This is a genomic window from Nocardioides baculatus, from assembly GCF_016735675.1.
GTDB lineage: Bacteria > Actinomycetota > Actinomycetes > Propionibacteriales > Nocardioidaceae > Nocardioides > Nocardioides baculatus.
The window spans coordinates 131,844-155,261 of record NZ_JAERSG010000005.1; the positions used below are offsets into that span (position 1 = coordinate 131,844).

Sequence of the window (23,418 nt, forward strand, 5' to 3'; positions counted from 1 at the left end):
ACTTGTGAGTGAGTGCTCACTCACTTACGCTGGCGTGGTGCCACCTCGCGCCAAGCCACTCGCCCCCGACGACCGTCGAGCCGCCCTCGTCGATGCCACCGTCCCGCTGCTCCTCGAGCACGGGCGCACCGTGACGACCAAGCAGATCGCCGATGCCGCCGGCGTCGCGGAGGGAACGATCTTCCGGGTCTTCGACTCCAAGGACGACCTGGTGCAGGCCTCGCTCGAGCACGCGCTCGACCTCGACCCCTTCATCGCACAGCTCCAGCACGTCGAGCCCGACCAGGAGCTCGGCGCGATGCTGCTCGAGGTCGTCGAGCTCTTCCAGCAGCGCTTCTCCCGCGTCTTCGCGCTGATGACGCGGATGGGCATGGTCGGCCCGCCGAAGGCGCGCCGCCACATGGAGGCCGAGCGCGAGCGGGTCGCCGTGATCCTCACGGGCCTGGCCGAGCGCCACCGCGACTCGCTGCGGGTGCCGCCGGACCAGCTGATGCACATGGTCCGGCTGCTGACCTTCTCCGGGACCCACCCCCACATCTCCGACGGCCACCCGCTCAGTGCCGCCGAGATCGTCGACACCGTCCTCAACGGCGTACTCAAGAAACAGGACTCCTAGATGCTGCTCCGCCTCGTCCGCACCTACCTCCGGCCCTACGCCGCCCCGCTGGCCGCCGTCGTCGCGCTCCAGTTCGTCGGCACCATGGCCGCGCTCTACCTGCCGAGCCTCAACGCCGACATCATCGACAAGGGCGTCGTCACCGGCGACACCGGCTACATCGTCCGCCACGGCGGGCTGATGCTGGCCGTCTCGCTCGTCCAGATCATCTGCTCGGTGATCGCCGTCTGGTTCTCCGCGCGCAACGCGATGGGCTTCGGCCGCGACCTCCGGGCCGCGATCTTCCACCGGGTCGGCACCTTCAGTGCCCGCGAGGTGCAGCAGTTCGGTGCGCCCTCGCTGATCACCCGCGAGACCAACGACGTCCAGCAGGTGCAGATGCTCGTGCTGATGGCCGGCACCCTGCTCGTCGCCGCCCCGATCATGATGGTCGGCGGCATCATCATGGCCGCCCGCGAGGACGTCGGGCTGTCCTGGCTGGTGCTCGCCGTCGTCCCCGTCCTCGGCGTCTCCATCGGCCTGCTCGTGCGCAAGATGGTGCCCAACTTCCGCCTCATGCAGGAGCGCATCGACGAGGTCAACCGGCTGCTGCGCGAGCAGATCACCGGCGTACGCGTGGTGCGGGCGTTCGTCCGCGAGGGGCACGAGACCACCCGCTTCGCCGACGCCAACGCCCAGCTGACCGAGGTCGCCGTCCGCGCCGGACGCTGGCAGGCCGCGATGTTCCCGACGGTGATGATCGTGGCCAACGTCGCGACCGTCGGCGTGCTGTGGTTCGGCGGGCACCGGGTGGAGAACGGCCACATGGAGGTCGGTGCCCTGACGGCCTACATCTCCTACCTGATGCAGATCGTCATGTCCGTGATGATGGCGATGTTCATGCTGATGATGGTGCCGCGCGCGTCGGTCTGCGCCGACCGGATCACCGAGGTGCTCGACACCGACTCGTCCGTCGTGCCGCCGGCCGACCCGGTGACGTCGCTCCCGGAGCGGGTGGACCTCGAGCTCGACGCGGTCACCTTCGCCTACCCCGGTGCCGACGAGCCCGTGCTGCGCTCGGTGTCGCTCACGGCCCGGCCGGGGGAGACCGTCGCCGTCGTCGGGTCGACCGGCGCCGGCAAGTCGACGCTCGTCAACCTCGTGCCCCGGCTCTTCGACGCCACCGCCGGCAGCGTCCGGCTCGGCGGCGTCGACGTGCGCGACATCGAGCCCGAGGTGCTGTGGTCGCGGCTCGGGCTGGTGCCGCAGAAGGCGTTCCTCTTCCGGGGGACCATCGCCGACAACCTGCGCTACGGCAGGCCGGAGGCCACCGAGGACGAGATGTGGGAGGCCCTCGAGATCGCCCAGGCGAAGGACTTCGTCGAGGCGATGCCCGACGGTCTCGAGGCCGACGTCGCCCAGGGCGGCTCGAACCTCAGCGGCGGCCAGCGCCAGCGGATGGCGATCGCACGAGCCGTGATCCGCCGTCCTGACCTCTACCTGTTCGACGACTCGTTCTCGGCGCTCGACCTCACGACCGACGCCCGGCTGCGGGCCGCGCTCAGACCGGTGACCCGCGACGCGACGGTGGTGATCGTCGCGCAACGCGTGGCGACCATCCGCCACGCCGACCGCATCGTCGTGATGGAGGACGGTGCCGTCGTCGGCACCGGCACCCACGACGAGCTGCTCGCCACGTGCGAGACCTACCAGGAGATCGTCCAGTCCCAGCTCACTGCGGAGGAGGTGGCATGAACACCCCACGACGTTCTTCTCCTCCGCTGCGCTCCCCCGAACAACGCCGCGGGGACCCCGAGAACATGAGCACCGACACGAACGCCCCGGCCGAGCCCGGCACCCTCAAGGAGACCGAGCGCATCCAGTCCGGCCCCGGCCCCGGGCGCGGCCCGATGGGGGGCGGGATGATCGGCCAGAAGGCCGACACCTTCTGGCCCTCGCTCAAGCGGCTCTTCGCCCGGCTCCGGCCGGAGCGGCACAAGACGTACGCCGTCCTGGTCCTGACGATCGTCAGCGTCGTCGCCACCGCGATCGGCCCGAAGATCCTCGGCCGCGCGACAGACCTGATCTTCGCCGGCCTGATCGGCCGTGACGTGCTCGGCTCCGGCGCGACCCAGGAGCAGGCGATCGAGGCCCTGCGCGCGCAGGGCGAGACGCGCCAGGCCGACATGCTCGAGTCGATGAAGCTCACCGACGGCGTCGACTTCTCGGCCGTCGCCGACGTGCTGCTCCTCGTGCTCGCGATCTACGTCGCGGCCTCGCTGCTCGCGTGGCTCGGCGGCTACCTGCTCAACGACGTCGTCCAGGGCACGGTCCTGCGGATGCGCTCCGAGGTCGAGGACAAGGTCCACCGGCTGCCGCTCGGCTACTTCGACAAGCAGCCGCGCGGCGAGCTGCTGAGCCGCGTCACCAACGACATCGACAACGTCAGCCAGACGCTCCAGCAGACGCTGAGCCAGCTGCTCACCTCGCTGCTCACGGTCGTCGCCGTGCTGGTGATGATGTTCTACATCTCGCCGGTGCTCGCGATGGTCGCGCTGGTCTCCGTGCCGATCTCGATGTTCGTCACGGGAGCGGTGATGAAGCGCTCGCAGGGCATGTTCATCCAGCAGTGGCGCCGCACGGGCACGCTCAACGCCCACATCGAGGAGACCTTCTCCGGGCACTCGATCGTCAAGGTCTTCGGCCGCCAGGCCGAGGCCGAGCGGGTCTTCGCCCAGCAGAACGACGAGCTCTACGAGGCGTCCTACGGTGCCCAGTTCGTCAGCGGGCTGATCATGCCGATCATGATGTTCGTCGGGAACCTCAACTACGTCGTCATCGCGGTGCTCGGCGGCCTCCGGGTCGCCAGCGGCACCATGTCGCTCGGTGACGTGCAGGCGTTCATCCAGTACTCCCGCCAGTTCACGCAGCCGCTCACGCAGGTCGCCTCGATGATCAACCTGCTCCAGTCGGGCGTCGCGTCGGCGGAGCGGGTCTTCGAGCTGCTCGACGCGCCGGAGGAGACGGAGGAGGCTGACGGGCGACCCGCAGCCGAGGCCGACGCGCACGGCGAGGTGCGCTTCGAGGACGTGTCGTTCTCCTACGACCCCGAGCGTCCGCTCATCTCCGGGCTCTCGCTCGTCGCCCAGCCCGGCAGCACGGTCGCGATCGTCGGCCCGACCGGCGCCGGCAAGACCACGATGGTCAACCTGGTGATGCGGTTCTACGACCCGCAGTCCGGCCGGATCCTCATCGACGGCGTCGACATCGCCTCGATCCCGCGCGGCGTGCTGCGCAGCCGGATCGGGATGGTGCTCCAGGACACCTGGCTCTTCGCCGGCTCGATCCGCGACAACATCGCCTACGGCCGGCCGGGCGCCACGGAGGAACAGATCCTCGAGGCGGCGCGCGCGACCTTCGTCGACCGCTTCGTGCACTCGCTGCCCGACGGCTACGACACGGTGATCGACGAGGACGGCTCGAACCTGTCGGCCGGCGAGCGCCAGCTCGTCACGATCGCCCGCGCGTTCCTGTCCGACCCGGCGCTGCTGATCCTGGACGAGGCGACGTCCTCGGTCGACACCCGCACCGAGCTGCTGCTCCAGCAGGCGATGGCGGCGCTGCGCTCGGACCGTACGTCGTTCGTGATCGCACACCGTCTCTCGACGATCCGCGACGCCGACCTGATCCTCGTCATGGAGGACGGCTCGATCGTCGAGCAGGGCTCGCACGACGAGCTGTTGTCGGAGGGTGGGGCCTACGCCCGCCTCTACCGCTCGCAGTTCGAGTCGGCGCCCGAGGAGGCCGCGGTCTGAAATACCTGAGGACGTGGTGGTCGTCGACCGGTCCAGGACTCGTCCACCACGTCCTCAGATATCCCGTTGAGTGCCTCCGGGTGGCGACGTACGTTGGTCGTACACAGAAGGGAGGTGATCCGAAGAATGAGTTCTTTTCGGATGAGTGAGGTGGCTGCCCGCTAGGCAGCCCGGTCCGCCGACAGCTGCCGGCGAATCCATCGCAGCCACCCGACCCGCAGGCCCCCGGTGTCATCCGCCGGGGCTCCTCTCCGAGGAGCAGCAGGCCTGCGGGTCGCTGCATGTCCGGGGGTGTGTCATCTGCGCCGTTGCGATCCCCGGGTACCCGGGGAAACTGGAGCCTCCGCCCCGAAACTTCGCGGGCAAGGCTCCAGTTTCGCTATGGAAGCCGAGGCAATCCGGGTCGTACGCCGGTGTGGCGCAGGTCTCGTCGCCCTCGGGTGGAGGTCGTCGGGGCACGCGAGTATGGTTGTGCTCAGCAACTATTGCGATCCGCAACCAAGAATCGAAGGCACGCAGTGACCCAGGCTCCCACCGTCCCCGCCGCTGAGCAGAGCGGCGAGATGACGCACCGGCAGGTGCTCGAGGCCCTCAGCGGGCTCCTCCTCGCGATGTTCGTCGCGATGCTCTCCAGCACGATCGTCAGCAACGCGTTGCCGACGATCGTCGACGACCTCCAGGGCAGCCAGACCGGCTACACCTGGGTCGTCGTCGCGACCATGCTCGCGATGACCGCCACCACCCCGATCTGGGGCAAGTTCGCCGACCTCTTCGACAAGAAGCTGCTCGTGCAGACGGCCCTCGTGATCTTCTCCATCGGCTCGCTCATCGCCGGCTTCGCGCCGTCGATGGAGGTGCTGATCGGAGCCCGCGTCGTGCAGGGCCTCGGCGTCGGCGGCCTGACGGCGCTCGTCCAGGTCGTCATCGCCACGATGGTCTCGCCGCGGGAGCGCGGTCGCTACAGCGGCTACATCGGCGCGGTCTTCGCGCTCGCCACGGTCAGCGGACCGCTCGTCGGTGGCGTCCTGGTGGACACCGTCGGCTGGCGCTGGTGCTTCTTCGCCGGCCTCCCGGTCGCGCTCCTCGCCTTCGTCGTGCTCCAGAAGACGCTGCGCCTCCCCGTCGTGAAGCGCGACGTGTCGATCGACTACCTCGGTGCGTTCCTGCTCGTCGGTGGTGTCTCCATCCTGCTGATCTGGGTCTCGCTCGGCGGCCAGAACTTCGACTGGATCTCGTGGACCAGCGGCCTGCTCGTCGTCGGCGCCATCGCGGTCATCGCGGCCGCGATCCACGTCGAGGCCAACGTGGCCAAGGACCCGGTCATCCCGCTGCACCTCTTCAAGGACCGCACCCTCACCCTCGCCACCATCGCCTCGGTGCTGATCGGTGTCGCGATGTTCGGCTCGACGGTCTACCTCAGCCTCTACTTCCAGCGCGCCAAGGACATGAGCCCGACCGAGGCCGGCCTGATGTCGATCTGCATGGTCGGCGGCCTCCTCGTCTCCAGCATCATCAGCGGCCGCATCATCTCCGCCACCGGTGTCTGGAAGCGCTGGCTCGTCGGCGGCATGGTCGCCGTCATCGCCGGCCTCGGCCTGCTGTCCACGATCGATGCAGGTACGCCGCTGTGGCAGACCGGCATCTACATGGCGGTCCTCGGTCTCGGCCTCGGCGCCACCATGCAGAACCTCGTGCTCGCCGTGCAGAACACCATCGCGCTCGCCGACATGGGCGCCGGCTCGTCCGTCGTCGCGTTCTTCCGTTCGCTCGGCGGCTCGGTCGGCATCGCCGCGCTGGGCGCCGTGCTGGCCCACCAGGTCGCCGACGCGGTGCAGACGGGCCTCGCCGCACTGCTGCGGACGAACCCGGAGTACGCCGACGCGGTCGGCCACGACACCGGCGGCATCCCCGACGTCTCCACGATGCCGGAGCCGATCCGCGCGATCTTCGAAAGCGCGTTCGGTGACGCGACCGGTCACATCTTCCTGGTGGCGCTGCCCTTCGCGGTCGGTGCGCTCATCGCGGTGCTCTTCATCAAGGAGGTCCCGCTGCGGACCTCGGTGAAGCGCGATGATGAGCTCATGGCCGAGATCGCCCCGACCTCCCCGCAGGCATGACCACCACCCGAGAGGCCACGATGACGACGCGTCACGACGACCTGCGTCGCATCGAGGCTGAGGTCGGGAGCCTGATCCGGCGCGTCAAGCGGGTCATCGGGGAGCGCGCCCGCGAGGTGCACCCCGAGCTGCACCCGATGACGTACTTCATCCTCACCCACCTCGCCGCCAACGGCCCGATGCGCGGGGCGGACCTGTCCGACGCCTTCGGCATGGACAAGGGCGGCGTCAGCCGGCAGGTGCAGTCGCTCGTCGACCTCGGCCTCGTCCAGCGACAGCCCGACCCGGAGGACCGTCGCGCGATCCTGCTCGACGCGACGACGGAGGGCCGCACGCGCCTCGAGGAGATGAGCCGGCACCGCAGCGACCGCTTCGACCAGCGGCTCTCGGGCTGGAGCGACGCCGAGCTGGCCGGCTTCGCGGACCAGCTGGCGGCCTACAACACCGCCCTCTCCGACGACTGACCGGATAGTTCAGGGCGAGACGGTCGGGGGTACAGGTTCCTGACGACCGCCTCGCCCTGAACTACCTCAGCGGAGCCAGGCGGCCGTGTCGGGCGCGAGCTTGCCGCCCTCGACCGGGCCGCTCGCGAGCAGCAGCTCGCCGTCGGGCAGCTCGACCGGGGCGTCGCCGCAGTTGAGCACGACGGTGATCGGGCCGCGGCGGAAGGTGAGGACGTCGTCGTGCGTCCCGACGATCTCGACCGCGTCGCCGGCAGTCCAGGCGAACTCACGGCGCACGCGCAGCGCGTCGCGGTAGAACTCCAGCGTCGAGGTCGGGTCGCCGGTCTGCGCCTCGACGGACATCGCGGCCCAGTCGGTCGGCTGCGGGATCCACGGCTGGTCGGTACCCGGCCCGAAGCCGTACGGCGCCTCGGTGCCGCTCCACGGGATCGGCACCCGGCAGCCGTCGCGGCCGGGCTCGCCGGTGCGGAGGTAGGACGGGTCCTGGCGGAACTCCGGGGCGACGTCGACCTGCTCGAGGCCGAGCTCCTCGCCCTGGTAGAGGTAGCTCGAGCCCGGGAGCGCGAGCATCGTCATGGTGGCAGCGCGGGCGCGGGCCAGGCCCTGGACGCCGCCGCCGTAGCGGGTGACGTGGCGCGTCACGTCGTGGTTGCTGAGGACCCACGTCGGGGACGCGTCGGTCGGCGCGACCGAGGCGAGCGTGTCGGTGATGACCTCGCCGAACGTCTCGGCCGACCACTCGGCGAGCAGCCACGCGAAGTTGAAGGTCTGGTCGAGCTCGTCGGGCCGGATGTAGGCCGCCATCGACTCGACCGTCGAGGTCCAGGCCTCGGCGACGGCCATCCGGTCCGGGCCGGCCTCGTCGAGGATCTCGTGCCAGCGCCGGTAGACGTCGTGCACCTCGGGCTGGTCCCACATCGGCTCGTCGGTGACCTTGCGCTCCACCATCTCGGCGGCGCCGCTCGCCGGCTCACCGTCCTCCTCGATCACCTGGTCGCGGAGCGAGGCCTCCTTGTAGAGCCCGTGCGCCACGTCCACGCGGAAGCCGTCGACACCGCGCTCGAGCCAGAACCGCAGCACGTCCTCGAACATCTCGGCGACCTCGGGGTTGCGCCAGTCGAAGTCGGGCTGGGTGGAGTCGAAGAGGTGGAGGTACCACTGCCCGTCCTCGACCTGGGTCCAGGCCGGTCCGCCGAAGACGGACTTCCAGTTGTTGGGCGGGTTGCCGTCCTTGTCCGTGCCGTCGCGGAAGAGGTATCGGGCGCGCTCGGGGCTGCCCGGCCCGGCGGCGAGCGCCGCCTTGAACCACTCGTGCTCGTCGGAGGAGTGGTTGGGCACGAGGTCGACGATCACCTTCAGGCCGAGCTCGTGGGCACGGGCGACGAGGTCGTCGGCGTCGGACAGCCGGCCGAAGAGCGGGTCGACGTCGCGGTAGTCGGCGACGTCGTAGCCGTGGTCGTGCTGGGGCGAGGTGTAGAACGGCGTGAGCCACAGGGCGTCGACGCCGAGCTCGGCGAGGTGCGGCAGGCGGGCGGTGATGCCCGGCAGGTCGCCGATGCCGTCACCGTCACTGTCCGCGAAGCTGCGGACGTAGATCTGGTAGACGACGGAGTTGCGCCACCACGCGGTGCTTGGATCGTTCACATCAGCCATGGGTCGATCCTCTCAACCGCGGGGGAGGGGTGGTCAAACCCGTGTCGGCGGTCGGACACCCTCAGCGAGCCGGCATCCGCCCGCCGAACAGCTCCGCGTCGACCGCGATCCAGGTGTGCTCGGCCGTCGCGACCACGCGGCCGTCGACGTCGTACAGCGTCGAGGCGGTGAAGGTCTTGCGTCCGTCCTGCCCGCGACCCTCGCCGACGACGACGTGGGGCTCGCCGATGACGGGGAGGTCGTCGATCCGGGCGGTCATCCGGCCGAGCACCATCAGCCGCTCGGTGAGGTCGCCGGCCCAGCCGCCGATGCAGTCGAGCGCCGCCCACGTCGTGGCGACCGACGCGCGCGGGGTCTCGTCGACGTAGGTGTGCCAGTCCTCGTGGAGGCTCGGGTGCGGCGTCCAGGACGCGGCGACGAGTGCGCCGTCGGGTCCGTCGCCGGTCTGCCCGGGGAAGATCCGCAGGCCGTCGCCCTCGCTGCGCGCCGTACCGCAGGCGAAGCAGGTCGCGAAGGGGTGGAAGTCGTGTCCGGGGTACGACGCCTCGGCGGCCGTCGCGACCTCCGGGGACACCGGCTCCACCGCGAGCAGGTCGCGGTCGACCCGGTGGGCGGTCGCGATCACGGTCCCGCCGAACGACGCGGTGAGGACGCCGGCTTCCTCCTCGACCTGCATCGGGGCGTCGAGGGGCGGCGGCTGGCGCAGCGAGACCTCGATCGCAGGCCACCCGTCGGACCGGTCGTCGGGAGCGTCGGCGTCGTCCAGGGCGGCCAGTGCGCCGGCGGTCCAGCCGCCGTTGCCGGAGTCGGGCGGACCGCAGAACCGCTGCGGGACGATGAGTTCGCTCACCGGCCTCACTGTGCCACGGGTGGGCGGAGCGCGGCACTCCGGCGATGGGACACAATGGCCCGCGTGAGTGACCTGATCGACACCACCGAGATGTACCTCCGCACGATCTACGAGCTCGTCGAGGAGGACATCGTCCCGCTGCGCGCGCGGATCGCGGAGCGGCTGCACCAGTCGGGGCCGACGGTTTCGCAGACGGTGGCGCGGATGGAGCGCGACGGGCTGCTCACGGTCCAGGGCGACCGCCACCTCGAGCTCACCGAGGAGGGCCAGCTGCTGGCCACCCGCGTGATGCGCAAGCACCGGCTCGCCGAGCGCCTGCTCACCGACGTGATCGGCCTCGACTGGGAGCTCGTGCACGCCGAGGCCTGCCGCTGGGAGCACGTGATGTCCGAGACGGTCGAGCGCCGGTTGCTCGAGCTGCTCGACCACCCCACCGAGTCGCCCTACGGCAACCCGATCCCCGGGCTCGAGGAGCTCGGGGACGCCACGGGTGAGGACTTCATGACCGACGTCGAGCCGCTCTCGGACGCCGCGATCGACGAGGACCAGCTGGTGCACGTCCGACGGATCTCCGAGGAGATGCAGAAGGACGAGGAGCTGATGGCCCTGCTCCGCCGCGTCGGTGCCCTCCCCGGCAAGACGGTCACCATCGCCCGTACCGACGAGGGGATCCTCATCGGCTCCGGCGGCGAGACCGCCGAGCTCGTGGTCGAGGCCGCCGAGCACATCTTCGTGCGCCGCTAGGCAGGTTCGCTGTTGTCGGAGTCCCCGCACGTGCGGGGACTCCGACACCTGGAGGCCGTTGCAACCGCCTACAAGTGTCCGACTCGCCCTCCGAGTTCACCCAGGAACTCGCTGCACCCCACCTCGAGCTTGTACGACGCCAGCGCATCACCGCGGGTCACACCACGGTTCACGATGACGATCGGCGTCCCTCCCGCGGCCGCGCGCTTCACGAACCGCAGCCCGCTCATGACCGTCAGGGACGACCCGGCGACCAGCATCGCGCCGCCGGTGCCGAGGGCCTCGACCGCGGCGTAGCAGCGGGCCACCCGGTCGGCAGGGACGTTCTCCCCGAAGAAGACCACGTCGGGCTTGAGCGGCCCACCGCAGTCGCACGTCGGCACCACGAAGTCGTCGGTCTCGTCGAGCTCGACGTCGCCGTCGGGCTTGGTGAGCGCCGCGCCGTGCCGCTCGATCCAGCCGGGGTTGAGCTCGTCGAGCACCCGCTCCAGCGCCGCCCGCGACGAGGTCCTACGGCAGGACAGGCAGATGACGTCGGCGACCCGGCCGTGCAGGGCGATCAGTCGCTGCGAGCCGGCGGCCTCGTGCAGGCCGTCGACGTTCTGCGTGATGAGCAGGAGCGGGTCGAGCGCGGCCAGCGCGCGGTGTCCGTCGTTGGGCTCGGCGCGGCCCATCCGCTGCCAACCCACGTGGCTGCGCGCCCAGTAGCGGCGCTGCGCCTCCGGCGTCGCGACGAACTCCTGGTAGGTCATCGGGGCGCGCACCGGCGCGCCCGGGCCGCGATAGTCCGGGATGCCCGAGTCGGTCGACAGGCCCGCGCCGGTCAGCACGACCAGCGGCCTGCCGGCGAGCAGGTCGAGTGCCGCCTCCACCACGGCCGGGTCCGCCTCGGCGGGCGCAGCCGGGTGCTCCGCGGGAGAGGTGTAAGCCGAGCGGCTCAGGGTCACGTGCCGTACCGGACCCGGGCCCTGGCGCGCGCCTTCTCCGCCTCGACCTCACGGTTCTTCGGCGGCGCGGTGGTCACCAGGTCGTCGAGCAGGTGCTCGGTGATGTGGGCGATCTCCTTCACCGCTGCGTAGAACGCGGCCTCGTTGGCCTGCGACGGCTTGGTCGTCCCGGCCACCTTGCGGACGTACTGCAGGGCGGCGGCCGTCACCTCGTCACGCGACGCGGGCGGCTCGAAGTTGTTCAGCGGGCGGATGTTGCGGCACATGCTGTGAGCGTACGACGCCCTCCCGCTGGTCGAGGAGGGACGAAGTCCCGTCACGAGACCTGGGTGCCCGGGCTGGCGGGTCTCGTGACGGGCGCCAGCGCGCCCTCCTCGACCAACGGGAGAGCGGTCACACGGAGAAGAAGGAGACGTCCTCGCCCGTCACCAGCGCGACCTTGCCGGAGGAGAGCGGCACCAGCCGCACCTGGGCGACGTCGCTGCCGTGCTCGACCTCGACCATCCGGTTCGTCATCGAGCCGTCGTCGAGCGAGAGCACCGAGACCCAGCCGGTGGTGCCGCTCCAACCCTGCGAGACGACGGTCAGCGCGACCCGCTGCTCGGGCAGCCAGGTGAACTGGCGGGGATCGCTGGCCGCGCCGGCCCAGGTCTCCCTGTCGTAGCGCACGACGTCGATCTGCCGCGGGTCGGTCAGGTCGGTCACGTCGAACAGCGCCGCCTGCGCACCGCGGGTCATCCCGTCGAGCGTCGCGTCCTGGCCCATCCCGATGAGCCGGTGCTCACCGAGCGGGTGGAGGTACTCCGAGAAGCCGGGGATCTTGAGCTCGCCGAGCAGCCGCGGGGCGGCCGGGTCGCTCAGGTCGATCGCGTAGAGCGGGTCGGTCTGGCGGAACGTCACCACGATCGCAAGGTCGTCGAACCACCGCACCGACTTGATCTGCTCGTCGACGCCGAGGTCGTCGACCCTGCCGTCCTCCACCAGCGAGGAGCCGTCCTCGCGCAGGGTGATCACCGAGTTGAAGTTGCCGGTCTCGCTGCTCGGCCCGACCGCGACCCGGAGCGAGCCGCCGACGGCGTCCATCGACCAGCGGTCGGCGATCGTGCCCTCGACCTCGCCGGACGCAACGTACGTCGTCTCGACCCCGTCGAGGGCGAAGGCGTAGAGCGGCGTCGTGCCGGACGTCGTGCCCGGGCCGATGCGGCAGTCCATGCAGTCGCCCCACATGCCCCACTGCGGGCCGCCGGCGGCGAGGTAGAACCGGTCGGTCGAGAAGTACGCCGTGTCGCTGTCCGTCGCGACCGCGGTCGTGGACCGCTCCGTGGGCTCGGCGGGGTCGAAGGCGATGACGGTGGTGGTGCCGAGCGCGACCGTCTCGTCGTCGGGGACGGCGACGTCGGAGCAGTCGACCGCCGGCTCGCCGCCGATGCTCGGCAGCCAGTCGGCGAGCGTGGTGTCGCGGACCAGCGCGCGGTTGCGCAGGCGCGCACGAACCTGCCCGAACGTCCCGTCCGGGTAGGAGAAGTCGAGCTCCGGCAGCCCGGTCTGCAGCACGACGCGTACGACGTCGCCGTGCAGCCGCACGGCGGACGCGCGACCGCGGACCGTGGTGGCGTCGACGATGCTCGGCGAGGTCGGGTCGGCCAGGTCGACCGTCGTGATGGTGGTGTCGAGGCCGTCCGGCGAGGTGCCGAGCACCACCGCGCGACCGCCGACCAGGAGGAGCTCGCCGCCCAGGTCGCCAAGGAGGCCGTGGCCGCGGGAGTCCTCGATGCGGGTGGTGGACAGCAGCGACGGCTCGTCCCCGGACACGTCGTACGCCAGCAGCTCGCCGTCGCGCATCCGCAGGAGGAGGGGGCCGGCGACCTTGACCACGTCGGACTCGTCGACGCCGAGCTCCTGCACGTTGGTGCCGGACTCGTTGCTCGTGGACCGCGAGGTCTTCACCGTCGAACCGGCCGCGCGCTGGACGCCCGAGGCCGTCGGCGAGCTCATCTCGGCGTCACCGCCGGCGGCGTCGAACATGACGATTCCCGAGCCCCAGCCGTAGGGGCCGACCTGCTCGAGGCCGCGATCGATGTAGGAGTCGAGGAGGTCGTCGCAGCTGGCGGCGACGGCGAGGTCGGCGTTGGCCAGCGCGATCGGCGCCGAGGCGGGCGGCGTGGTGCGACCGCTGTCGTCGCCCAGCAGGTAGCCCACGCCGACGGCCGCAGCGAGGGTCGTCGTGGCTGCGACGGTGGTGGTGAAACGGCGGAGGCTCATGGCCGTGGGACGGGCCGGTCGGGGCCCCGGTTCCGCGTGGCACGATGGCGCGATGAGCGACACGGAGCGGGACAGCCACCGGGACCTGGACATCGTGCTGTTCGGGGCCACCGGCTTCACCGGCGGCCTCACCGCCGACTACCTCGCCGAGCACGCTCCGTCGGGTCTGCGCTGGGCGATCGCGGGGCGCAACGCCGACAAGCTCGAGGCCGTACGCGCCCGGCTCGGGGCGGACGTCGAGGTGCTGGTGGCCGACTCGACCGACCCGGCCGCGCTGTCCGACATCGCGCGCCGCACCCGCGTCGTGATCACGACGATCGGCCCCTACCTCGAGCACGGCGCGCCACTGGTCGCCGCCTGCGCCGAGGCCGGCACCGACTACGTCGACCTGACGGGTGAGCCCGAGTTCGTCGACCAGACCTTCCTCGCCCACCACCAGACGGCCGTCCGGACCGGCGCCCGGCTCGTGCATGCCTGCGGCTTCGACTCGATCCCGCACGACCTGGGTGCCTACTTCACCGTCCAGCAGCTGCCGTCGGACGCGCCGATCACGCTGCGCGGCGTGGTCCGGTCCGCGGGCACCTTCTCCGGCGGCACGTTCCACTCGGCGCTCAACCAGTTCGCCCGCGCCAAGGACATGAGGAAGACCTACGCCGCCCGCCGCCGCGCGGAGGGCAAGCCCGCCGACGGCCGGTCGTCGCGCTCGGTCGGTGGCAAGCCGCACCGCGACCCGGTGCTCGGCTACTGGCTGCTCCCGCTGCCGACGATCGACCCGATCATCGTCGCGCGCAGCGGCGCCGCGCTGCCGGCGTACGGCCCGAAGTTCCGCTACTCCCACTGGGCCGGCACCAAGACGCTGCGCTACGCCCTCGGCGGTGCGGTCGGTGTCGGCGTGCTGACCGTCGCCGCCCAGGTGCCCCCGGTGCGCGACTTCCTCAAGGGCAAGGTGCCGCAGGGGTCCGGGCCCGACGAGGCCAAGCGCGACAAGTCGTGGTTCACCGTGGACTTCGTCGGCGAGGGCGGCGGCCGGACGGTGCGCACCAAGGTGTCGGGCGGTGACCCCGGCTACACCGAGACGGCGAAGATGTTGTCGGAGGCGGCGCTCTGCCTGGCCTTCGACGACAACCCGGAGACCTCGGGCCAGGTCACCCCCGTCGTTGCGATGGGTGACGCGCTGCTCGCCCGGCTCCAGGCCGCGGGCATCCGCTTCGAGACGGTGTCCTGACCCGCACCTGACCCTCTCCGGACGGGCACCGGACGCCCCGCGCGCCGCGTGTGAGCGTGGCCGAACGAATTACACAATTGTTCTTCTCTCATCGGCGTGGCGGCCTTGACAGATCGCTCCTACGATCTCTCTTTGTGTCCCTCCCGCCTCATCTTTCACATTCGTCACAACAGCCCCACGCGGCTCGCGGAGCGCTGCGCGCTGTCGTGACGTGGGTGGGTCGGACGACCCGGCTGGCGGTCGGCGCCCTCGCGCTCGTCCTGCTCGTCACGCCGACCACTGCGAGCCGGATCGACCTCACCACCTCGACCTACCTCTGCACCGGGTACGCCGGGTGCCAGGCCGCCGGCTACGGCAACTACGGCTACCGGCAGGCGTCGTCGGCGATGTTCTGGAAGATGTACGCCGGGCACAACTGCACCAACTACGTGGCGTACCGCCTCATCCAGTCGGGCATGTCGACGACCCGGCCCTGGGAGGGCAACGGCAACGCCTCCAACTGGGGCGCGGCGATGGCGAGCATCACCGACCAGTCGCCGCGGGTCGGCGCGGTCGCGTGGTACCAGTCCAACGTGTCGCCGGCGGGCTCCAACGGCCACGTCGCCTACGTCGAGCAGGTCATCTCCGAGACCGAGATCGTCGTCTCGGAGGACTACTGGGGCGGCGACTTCCACTGGCGCCGCGTCACCAAGACCGGTGGCGGCTGGCCCAGCGGCTTCATCCACTTCAACGACAAGGTCGTGGAGCCCACGACCCCGCCCGTCATCTCCGGGACCCCCGCAGTCGGAGCGCCGCTCGTCGTCGAGACCGGCGCCTGGACGCCGACCCCCACCGCCGTCGCCGTGCGCTGGCTCGCCGACGGTGCCGAGATCCCCGGCGCCACCGCGGCGACGTACGTCCCCACGCCCGACGTGAAGGGCAAGACCCTCACCGCCGAGGTCACCGCCCAGCTCGACGGCTACCAGCCCGGCAACGCGTCGCTGGCCACGGCCCCGGTCGCACCCGGCACGTTCACGCGCACCGCAGTGCCGGCGATCGAGGGGACCCCCCAGGTCGGCCAGACGCTGATGCTCACCCCGTCCTCGTGGTCGCCGCAGCCCGCCAAGGTCAAGACCCAGTGGTACGCCAACGGCCAGGCGCTCGACGGCGCGACCGGGTCGAGCCTCGTCCTGACGCGGAGCATGATCGACAAGACCATCACCGCACGCTCGATCGCCAGCGCCGGCGGCTTCAAGAAGTCGCGCTCGGCCGCACCGGCGACCACACCCGTGCTCGCCAAGCCCGTCACGGTCACCGCACCGACCGTCGTGCAGGGCAAGGCCAAGGTCGGGAGCAAGCTGGTCGCCAAGGTCGGCGCTGCCCGGCCCACCAACGCCACGCCGTCGTACCGGTGGCTCCGCGACGGCAAGCGGATCGCCGGGACCACGCGCAACACCTACACCGTCCGCCGCGGCGACGTCGGGCACGGCCTGTCGGTCGAGGTCACCTGGACCAAGCGCTACTTCCGCGACACCGTGGAGACCGTCGCTGCGCCGGCCGTCAAGGCGGTCTCCGACGTCCGGGTCGGCACCGACGTCGGACGCAGGAAGGTGACGATCGACGTCAAGGTCAAGGCGCCCGGAGCGGCGAAGCCGGCCGGGGCGATCACCGTCACCCTCGGTGGGCGCACCGTCGAGGCCCCGGTCGTCGAGGGCACGGCACACGTGGTCCTGCGGAAGCTGAAGCCCGGCACCAAGCCGCTGGTCGTGCGCTACTCCGGCACCGACCTCGTCCTGCCGGACGTCGCCCGCTCGACGCTGACGGTTCCGTAGGCGTTTCCCGGGCCGGGCACACTGGCACGGTGATCTCCCACGACCTCGCCCGCCGCCTGCGCGACGCCGGCGTGACGTGGTCGCCGCGCAACGGCGACACCTTCTGGGTGCCCGACCGCGAGCTCGACGACACGGTGTTCACGGTGAGCGACATGGTGGTCGAGGTGCGCGACCTGCCCCACGGCCGCACGCTCGCCTTCAACGGGACGACCGAGTGGGCGCTCGACGACGTGGACGAGCGCGAGGCGGTCTGGCTGCCCCGACTCGACCAGCTCCTCGAGCTGCTCGGTCCGGACTTCGTCAGCCTGGCCGCGCGGTCCGGCGGGCACGTCGTACGCATCCGGGTGCGGGACGCCGAGCAGGAGCACGTCGACGTCGGTGCCGAGGACGCGGCGGCGCGTGCCGTGCTGGCGTTGCTGCGGGGTCGCTAGGACCAGGTGTGGTGCCCCAGGCAAGAGTCGAACTTGCGACCTTTCGCTTAGGAGGCGGCTGCTCTATCCACTGAGCTACTGGGGCGTGGCGGGCAGCATCCTGCCACGACCGCGTACGTCGTCGCGCAACGGTGGCGCACGGGCAGCCACGCCCGTCGGGGTGTGTCCCACGTCTGTCCGGCGCCCCTAGCGTCGCGACCAGCCCCGCTCCGACCCGCGGCCCCAGACGCACGGTGGAGCACCCTCCACCGGTCTTGTGCTCACGACAGATCGGGACTCCTGCATGCCATTCCTCAACCGCCGCTCGCTCCTGGCCGGTGGCGGCCTCGTCGCCGCGGCGCCCGCGCTGAGCGGCTGCGCCGGCCTCACGCAGCGCGTGTCGGCGACCACCGCCGGGCGACGCGACCTGCTGAGCGTCCAGGTCTACGGCACCGACGTGGAGGCGAAGATCTACGACGAGCTCGCGCGCCGCTTCGAGCAGACCAGGCGCGGGGTGACCGTCGACCTCGTCTCGGTGCCGTTCTCCGAGGCCTCGGTCGGCATCGACACCGGACTCGCGTCGGGCACCGCCCCGGACGTGTTCCGCGTGGACTACCCGACCATGGGGGTCTACGCCAGTGCCGACCAGCTGCTCGACGTCGGCGACGCGCTCGACGACCTGTCGGGTGACCTCTCGGAGGCGTTCCTCGGCGCGGTCAGCCACGACGACCGGGTCTACGGCATGCCGCAGCACGTCGACACGAGCGCACTCGTCTACCGGCCCGACGTGCTGCGCGACGCCGGGATCACCGCGGTGCCGGACCGTCCGGAGGACGCGTGGAGCTGGGACGAGCTCGCGGACGTCGCGGACAGGCTCACCGACGCCGCCCCCGACGGGTCGTCCGCCTTCGGCGTCAACTGGCAGGCGCTCGGCGCCTTCCGCTGGCTCAACTTCCTCTTCCAGGCCGGCGGCCACGTCTACTCCGACGACCTCACGCGTGCCGACCTCGACAGCCCGGAGGGCCGGCGCGCGCTGGAGTTCACCGCGTCGTTCTTCGAGCGCGGCTGGGTGCCCGGCTCGACGTCCACGAAGGCCGCGACCTACCCGGACGCGCTCTTCACCTCCGGCACCCTCGCCATGCTCTACGCCGGCAACTTCCTGCTGCCGGCGTTCGCAGAGACGATCAAGGACCGCTTCGAGTACGCCGTCACGTACCTGCCGCGTGACCGGAGACGCGCGAGCGAGCTCGGCGGCAACGCGCTCGTCGCCAGCCGGACGGCGACGAACCCCGACCTCGCCGCCGAGTTCCTCGCATTCATGGGGGAGGCCGACCAGATGCAGGCCTTCTGCGAGGCGGCGGTGCTGCTGCCGACGCGCACGTCCCTGCTGGACCAGCAGCTCGACTTCGCCGTGGCCGCGGACCTCATGCCGGTCTTCGCCGACCAGGTGACCACGATCGAGGACCGCGACGTCGCCGACGTCACCACGGCGACCTTCGCCGAGGTCAACCTCGCCCTGGCCAACGAGCTCGAGCAGTGCTTCCTCGGCGGTCGTTCCGTCGAGGACACCCTCGCCGCGCTGGACGAACAGGTGTCCGAGTCGGCCGCCCTCAACGTCGAGGACGGTGCCCGATGAGCGCCCCGACCGTCGAGCGTCCGGCCGACCGGGACGTGTCGAGCGAGGTTCGCGGCCGCGCACCCGCGCCGAGCCGCGGCGGGTCGCTGACGGCGTACGCCATGGTGGCGCCCAACCTCCTGCTGATCGTCGTCTTCCTGCTCGTGCCGCTGGTGTGGGCGCTGGTGATGTCGTTCCAGGCGAAGCGGTCCTTCGGGCCCGGGAGGTGGACCGGTCTCGACAACCTGACCCGCCTCGTCGGCGACGACGTGTTCTGGCGCGCGCTGCTCAACACCGGGATCTTCACGGTGGCGACGGTCCCGCTGAGCGTCGGCCTGGGCCTCGCGCTCGCGTTGCTGATGGACCGCGCACTACCGGGTCGAGGGGTCTTCCGCACGATCGTCTACCTCCCGATCGCGGTCAGCACGCTGGTGACGTCGCTGGTGGGCCTGCTGCTCTTCGACGAGACGGTCGGCATCGTCAACGGCCTGCTCCGCGATGCCGGGATCGGGCCGGTGTCGTGGCAGACCGACGGCCGGCTGGCGATGGTGACGGTGGTGCTGATGACGCTGTGGACCCGCGTCGGCTTCGGGATGCTCGTCTACCTCGCCGCCCTGCAGGACGTCGACGGCGAGGTGATGGAGGCGGCCGAGGTCGACGGTGCCGGACCGCTGGCCCGGGTGCGCCACATCGTCGTCCCGTGGCTGCGCCCGACGACGTTCTTCCTGGTCGTCATCAACCTGATCTGGTCCTTCCAGGTCTTCGACGTGGTCTACGTGATGACCAACGGGGGGCCGGGCTACGACACGACGATGCTCGTCACCTATGCGTACGACGAGGGGTTCGGCGCGGCCCGCAACTTCGGCTACGGCGCGACGGTCGGCCTGGTCCTGTTCGTCCTGACGCTCGCGGTGACGCTGGTGCAGGTGTGGCTCAACCGGAAGGTGGAGGAGTCCTGATGTCACGTCCGATGAGGTTCGTGGTGTGCGTGCTGGTGTGCGCCGTCTTCGTCTTCCCGCTGGTGGCGATGCTGGTCGTCGCGTTCACGCCGCGCGAGCTGATCTTCGACGGCGGCGCCGGGCTCTGGCCGGACCGGTGGACCACGGCCAACTTCACCGGTCTGGCCGAGACGTTCCCGGTCTGGCGCTGGTTCGGCAACGCACTGGTCATCGCGACGCTCACGACCCTGCTGGCGGTGGCGGTCAACCTCGCGGCCGGCTACGCACTGGCCAAGCTCCGGTTCCGCGGTCGCGGGCTGGTCTTCATCGTCGTGCTGAGCACGCTGATGGTCCCGACGCAGGCGATCATGATGCCGCAGTTCGAGCTGGTCGCCCGGATGGGCCTGATCGGCTTCTTCTGGGCGGTCATCCTCCCCTCGGCCTCCACCGCCCTGGGCGTCTTCCTCGCGCGCCAGTTCTTCCTGTCCATCCCGGTCGAGCTGGTCGAGGCGGCCCGGATCGACGGCTGCAACCACTGGACCGCGTTCCTGCGGGTCGTGCTCCCGCTGGCGAAGCCGCTCGTGGCCGTCATGTCGTTGCTCGCCTTCATGACGCAGTGGAACGACTTCCTCTGGCCGCTCATCACCCTGCGTGATCCCGACCTCTACACGCTGCCCGTCGCGATGAGCTACCTGCAAGGACAGTTCGACGCCGACTACGGCGGCCTGATGGCGATGGCGCTCGTGTCCTGCGTCCCGCTGCTCGTGGTCTTCGTCGTGCTCCAGCGCTACTTCGTCGCCGGCTTCGCGCGATCGGGAATCCGCTGACCAGCGGAAACGCGTCTCGCGGAGGGTGAAATCTTGCACTCGTGAAGTAAGTTCAGGGCCGTCAGCCCTGTCCGCCCCTGTCGAAGGTGAGCCCCGTGTCGGATGAGTCGCGCCCGCAGGCGCCGTCGGACGCGCCCTCGGACCCTCCGGCGGACACCCCCGCGAGCGCCCCCACGGACGGGCCGAAGCGCAAGGGCAAGGTCACCCGCAAGCACACCGTCGGCCGCGTCATCATGATCAGCGCCGTCGTGCTCGCCCTCATCACCGGGCTGAGCGTCGTCTACTTCGTGCGCCACCTCAACGGCAACATCGAGGGCATCTCCATCAGCGACTCCCTCGACGACGCCGACCGCGTGGAGGAGGTCTACAAGGGCAACGGCGAGCCGCTCGACATCCTCGTGATGGGCTCGGACTCCCGCGACTGCGAGGGCTGCGACATCGACCAGGAGGGTGGCGGTGGATCCGACACCACCATCCTCGTGCACATCTCCGCCGACCGGTCCCGGGCGTACGCCGTCTCGATCCCGCGCGACTCGGTCGTGGACCGTCCCGAGGCCGGCTGCACCAGCGGTGACACGGACGTGCTGTGGAACGCCGCCTTCGACAGCGGCGGTCCGATCTGCACCCTGTCGCAGCTCGAGCAGACCACGGGCATCCACGTCGAGCACTTCGTGGTCGTCGACTTCGGCAGCTTCGGCAAGATGGTCGACGCCGTCGACGGGGTCAATGTCTGCGTTCCGGAGGACATCGTCGACCGCAAGCACGGCATCTTCGTGCCGGCCGGCGACCCGTCCAACCTGACCGGCGACCAGGCGCTCGACTACGTCCGCGCCCGCTACATCGGCGACCAGCTCCAGCAGAACGACATCTCCCGCATCCGCCGCCAGCAGGAGTTCATCGGAGCCCTCGTCCGCCAGGTGAAGTCGGCCGGCACCCTGACGCGGCCCGACCGCGTCGTGAAGTTCCTCAACGCGGCGACCAACGCGCTCCAGACCGACGAGGAGTTCGCCGACGTCACCAAGATCGCCCGGGTCGCCCTGCAGCTGCAGAACATCGGCCTCGACAAGGTCAAGTTCGTGACCCTGCCGACCGACTACTTCCCGGTGGACGACCCCAACTTCAGCGGCAAGCTCTTCTGGACCGAGCAGGCCACCGAGATCTGGAAGCTCCTCGCGCAGGACAAGGAGCTCCCGGCCAAGCTGATCGGTGGCACCTCGGTGAGCGCGGAAGGACCTCCCGGATCGTCCGAGACCCCGACCGCCGGCGAGAGCGAGACGGGAACGCCGTCGGAGACCCCGAGCGAGACCCCGAGCGAGACGCCCTCCGAGACGGCCTCCGAGACCCCCACGCCCACGACCCCGTCGGAGACGACGGCGCCGGAGGAGGACCCGGTCCCCGGAGTCTGCGCGTAGCCATGCCGCACGACACCCCGGAACCGGACGAGCCCGAGTGGAAGCGTCGCCGACGCCTCGCCGCGGCGTTCGGTGACGGCGTACCGGAGCAGACCAGCGACGACACCGACGCCCGCGAGGACCGCGCCGGCAAGGGCGACGACTGGTACCGCGAGCAGGTGCCGCCGCACCACGGTTGAGCCGCAACGCGCGAACGGCCCGCCCCGGAGGGCGAGCCGTTCGTCAGTCGCTACGTCGGGTCAGACCGCGCCGCCGCGCGTCCTGAGCAGGTCGCGGATCTCCTCGAGGAGGGCGACGTCGGCGGGGGTGCCGGCTTCCTCGGCAGGGAAGAAGCGGTCCTTGGCCTTGGTGTAGGGCATGACGATGAAGAAGTAGACGACGGCGCCGATCACGAGGAATGCGACCAGGGCGTTGAGGAAGGCGCCGAAGCTGCCCACTCCGCCGGAGAAGAAGTCGTCGGTCCCCGGGATCAGTCCGGTGAGCCATTCGGTGAACGTGGTCACGACCGATGCGAACGCGAGGGCCATGATCAGACCGGTGGCGATCTCGATCAGGTTGCCCCTGAGGATGAAGTTCTTGAAACCACTCATGATGTCTCCCTCGTGACTGGCCCCGAGAGGCCGTTGGTGCACAGCACGCTAGCGCGTCCACGACACCGTCAGGAACTCTCCCAGCGCCGCGCCGGCGATGGCGATCGCCTCGGTCGCCGAGGCGCTGACGACCACGAGCGCTCCGCCGGCGACGCCCGTCGGACCGTCGGGCACGCCGGTCGGGGTCGCCAGGACCGTGACACCGCGAGCCACGACGGTCGTGTCGCCGGTGCCCGGGTCGGTCGCGACGAGGTCGACCTCGTCGCCCGCACGGAGCAGTGCCGCCATGCCCGCATCGGGTAGCCGGACCGGCAGCACGGTCTCGCCGGGCACCGCATCGGCGAGCTCGGGCCCGACGAGGCGTACGTCGGTGAGCACCTCGCCCCGGCCCACCGGAGCCGCCAGCACCCGACCGGCGGCGGCGCCCGCCGCGTCGGCGGGCGCGAGCCCGGCCGGGACGTCACGCGCGACCAGGTCGCGGTCGTCGAGCACGGTCCCGGACGGGAGGTCGCGGGCCGCGACCAGGACCGCGACGGTGTCGGGCGGCGGTGGCGCGACCGCGCGCAGGCCGGCGAGGACCGCTCCGGCGGCCAGCAGCGCCGCGATCAGCCGACGACGACGCCGGAGCTGGTGGCGTACGGCGCGGATCCGGCGGCGCGCCGGCGGGAGGCCCGGGAACATCCTCCGACGCTAGGCCGGGACGACCATGTGCCGCTCGGCCTCTCCACAGGCCGCGGTGGACGTCAGTCGGAGGAGCTCGAGCTCGACGAGCTCGACGAGGTCGACGTGGACGTCGTCGTGGTGGAGGACGTGGAGCTCGACGACGACGAGGAGTCCGAGGACTTCGCCGCGGACCCAGATGAGCTCGAGGTCGAGGCCGGCTCCGAGGAGGACGTCGTGGAGCGGCTGTCGTTGCGGTAGAAGCCCGAGCCCTTGAAGACCACGCCGACCGCGTTGAAGAGCTTGCGGAGCTTGCCGTCGCAGACCGGGCAGACGGTCAGTGCGTCGTCGCTGAAGCTCTGGAACTGCTCGAAGGCGTGGCCGCACTCGGTGCAGGCGTACTGGTAGGTGGGCATCGCGGGATCCTCCGGACAAGGGTGGTGCTGACGACGGATCGGCCGGGCCGGCGGGACGCGCTGGCAC

The 23,418-nt window shown here is 70.8% G+C and carries 22 protein-coding genes and 1 tRNA gene; 14 read left to right on the top strand and 9 right to left on the bottom strand.

From position 1 onward, the window contains the following. The first annotated feature begins 37 nt into the window (after positions 1-37). The 5 genes from JI751_RS16190 to JI751_RS16210 all read left to right on the top strand — a co-directional run bounded on the left by JI751_RS16190 (position 38) and on the right by JI751_RS16210 (position 6,991). The gene (locus JI751_RS16190) at positions 38-616 is read left to right on the top strand and encodes a TetR/AcrR family transcriptional regulator (RefSeq protein WP_201938940.1); all 579 of its coding nucleotides are present in this window, start codon (positions 38-40) and stop codon (positions 614-616) included. Continuing rightward, on the top strand, positions 617-2,350 hold the full coding sequence (locus JI751_RS16195; protein ID WP_201938942.1) for an ABC transporter ATP-binding protein: 1,734 nt from the start codon (positions 617-619) through the stop codon (positions 2,348-2,350). Positions 2,351-2,415: 65 nt separating this feature from the next. Further along, on the top strand, positions 2,416-4,410 hold the full coding sequence (locus tag JI751_RS16200) for an ABC transporter ATP-binding protein (RefSeq protein WP_307814299.1): 1,995 nt from the start codon (positions 2,416-2,418) through the stop codon (positions 4,408-4,410). 518 nt (positions 4,411-4,928) lie between these two features. After that, positions 4,929-6,527 carry an MDR family MFS transporter gene (locus JI751_RS16205; RefSeq protein WP_307814301.1) on the top strand — a complete coding sequence of 533 codons (1,599 nt, stop codon included), beginning with the start codon at positions 4,929-4,931 and terminating at the stop codon, positions 6,525-6,527. Then, on the top strand, positions 6,524-6,991 hold the full coding sequence (locus JI751_RS16210; protein WP_201938944.1) for a MarR family winged helix-turn-helix transcriptional regulator: 468 nt from the start codon (positions 6,524-6,526) through the stop codon (positions 6,989-6,991). Before JI751_RS16205 ends, JI751_RS16210 begins: the two co-directional genes overlap by 4 nt. A 66-nt stretch (positions 6,992-7,057) precedes the next feature. On the opposite strand, the gene JI751_RS16215 is transcribed toward JI751_RS16210, so the two are convergent. Together JI751_RS16215 and JI751_RS16220 are read right to left on the bottom strand one after the other, a co-directional pair. Continuing rightward, a complete protein-coding gene (locus JI751_RS16215) occupies positions 7,058-8,644 on the bottom strand; it encodes a glycoside hydrolase family 13 protein (RefSeq protein WP_201938945.1) in 1,587 nt (528 codons plus the stop codon). A 61-nt stretch (positions 8,645-8,705) separates the two neighbouring features. Then, positions 8,706-9,494, bottom strand: coding sequence for a hypothetical protein (locus tag JI751_RS16220; RefSeq protein ID WP_201938946.1), 789 nt, complete (start codon positions 9,492-9,494; stop codon positions 8,706-8,708). A 63-nt stretch (positions 9,495-9,557) separates the two neighbouring features. Between JI751_RS16220 and JI751_RS16225 the strand changes: the two genes are divergently transcribed. Continuing rightward, positions 9,558-10,238, top strand: a complete 681-nt coding sequence (locus tag JI751_RS16225) for an iron-dependent transcriptional repressor DtxR (RefSeq protein WP_201938947.1) — start codon at positions 9,558-9,560, stop codon at positions 10,236-10,238. Positions 10,239-10,306: 68 nt separating this feature from the next. Here JI751_RS16225 and JI751_RS16230 read toward each other — a convergent pair whose 3' ends face one another. From JI751_RS16230 to JI751_RS16240, 3 genes are all read right to left on the bottom strand, one after another. Continuing rightward, positions 10,307-11,185 carry a Sir2 family NAD-dependent protein deacetylase gene (locus JI751_RS16230; protein WP_307814302.1) on the bottom strand — a complete coding sequence of 293 codons (879 nt, stop codon included), beginning with the start codon at positions 11,183-11,185 and terminating at the stop codon, positions 10,307-10,309. Next, the gene (locus JI751_RS16235) at positions 11,182-11,451 is read right to left on the bottom strand and encodes a DUF2277 domain-containing protein (RefSeq protein ID WP_201938948.1); all 270 of its coding nucleotides are present in this window, start codon (positions 11,449-11,451) and stop codon (positions 11,182-11,184) included. Before JI751_RS16235 ends, JI751_RS16230 begins: the two co-directional genes overlap by 4 nt. Before the next feature lie 127 nt (positions 11,452-11,578). Next, entirely contained in the window at positions 11,579-13,447 is a 1,869-nt protein-coding gene (locus tag JI751_RS16240; RefSeq protein ID WP_201938949.1) for a beta-propeller domain-containing protein, read from the bottom strand. A gap of 52 nt (positions 13,448-13,499) precedes the next feature. On the opposite strand from JI751_RS16240, the gene JI751_RS16245 reads away from it, so the two are divergent. The 3 genes from JI751_RS16245 (at position 13,500) to JI751_RS16255 (ending at position 16,914) form a co-directional block, all read left to right on the top strand. Next, complete coding sequence (locus tag JI751_RS16245; protein WP_201938951.1) at positions 13,500-14,672, top strand: saccharopine dehydrogenase family protein; 1,173 nt, start codon at positions 13,500-13,502, stop codon at positions 14,670-14,672. A 215-nt stretch (positions 14,673-14,887) separates the two neighbouring features. Continuing rightward, on the top strand, positions 14,888-16,483 hold the full coding sequence (locus JI751_RS16250; protein WP_201938953.1) for a CHAP domain-containing protein: 1,596 nt from the start codon (positions 14,888-14,890) through the stop codon (positions 16,481-16,483). Positions 16,484-16,512: 29 nt separating this feature from the next. Continuing rightward, positions 16,513-16,914, top strand: a complete 402-nt coding sequence (locus tag JI751_RS16255) for a pilus assembly protein CpaE (protein ID WP_201938954.1) — start codon at positions 16,513-16,515, stop codon at positions 16,912-16,914. Positions 16,915-16,923: 9 nt separating this feature from the next. On the opposite strand, the gene JI751_RS16260 is transcribed toward JI751_RS16255, so the two are convergent. Then, a tRNA-Arg gene (locus JI751_RS16260) sits at positions 16,924-16,999 on the bottom strand. Between the two features lie 198 nt (positions 17,000-17,197). Between JI751_RS16260 and JI751_RS16265 the strand changes: the two genes are divergently transcribed. From JI751_RS16265 to JI751_RS16285, 5 genes are all read left to right on the top strand, one after another. Continuing rightward, positions 17,198-18,529, top strand: coding sequence for an ABC transporter substrate-binding protein (locus tag JI751_RS16265; protein WP_201938955.1), 1,332 nt, complete (start codon positions 17,198-17,200; stop codon positions 18,527-18,529). Next, a complete protein-coding gene (locus JI751_RS16270; RefSeq protein ID WP_201938956.1) occupies positions 18,526-19,467 on the top strand; it encodes a carbohydrate ABC transporter permease in 942 nt (313 codons plus the stop codon). Before JI751_RS16265 ends, JI751_RS16270 begins: the two co-directional genes overlap by 4 nt. Beyond that, on the top strand, positions 19,467-20,273 hold the full coding sequence (locus JI751_RS16275; RefSeq protein WP_201938958.1) for a carbohydrate ABC transporter permease: 807 nt from the start codon (positions 19,467-19,469) through the stop codon (positions 20,271-20,273). Before JI751_RS16270 ends, JI751_RS16275 begins: the two co-directional genes overlap by 1 nt. Before the next feature lie 95 nt (positions 20,274-20,368). Continuing rightward, positions 20,369-21,685 carry an LCP family protein gene (locus JI751_RS16280; protein WP_307814303.1) on the top strand — a complete coding sequence of 439 codons (1,317 nt, stop codon included), beginning with the start codon at positions 20,369-20,371 and terminating at the stop codon, positions 21,683-21,685. A gap of 2 nt (positions 21,686-21,687) precedes the next feature. Further along, complete coding sequence (locus tag JI751_RS16285; protein ID WP_201938959.1) at positions 21,688-21,864, top strand: hypothetical protein; 177 nt, start codon at positions 21,688-21,690, stop codon at positions 21,862-21,864. 60 nt (positions 21,865-21,924) lie between these two features. On the opposite strand, the gene JI751_RS16290 is transcribed toward JI751_RS16285, so the two are convergent. The 3 genes from JI751_RS16290 to JI751_RS16300 form a co-directional block, all read right to left on the bottom strand. Beyond that, positions 21,925-22,275 carry an MscL family protein gene (locus tag JI751_RS16290; RefSeq protein WP_201938960.1) on the bottom strand — a complete coding sequence of 117 codons (351 nt, stop codon included), beginning with the start codon at positions 22,273-22,275 and terminating at the stop codon, positions 21,925-21,927. A 48-nt stretch (positions 22,276-22,323) separates the two neighbouring features. Further along, on the bottom strand, positions 22,324-22,956 hold the full coding sequence (locus tag JI751_RS16295; protein ID WP_201938961.1) for an SAF domain-containing protein: 633 nt from the start codon (positions 22,954-22,956) through the stop codon (positions 22,324-22,326). 62 nt (positions 22,957-23,018) lie between these two features. Beyond that, positions 23,019-23,351, bottom strand: a complete 333-nt coding sequence (locus tag JI751_RS16300) for an FmdB family zinc ribbon protein (RefSeq protein WP_201938962.1) — start codon at positions 23,349-23,351, stop codon at positions 23,019-23,021. Positions 23,352-23,418 lie beyond the last annotated feature (67 nt).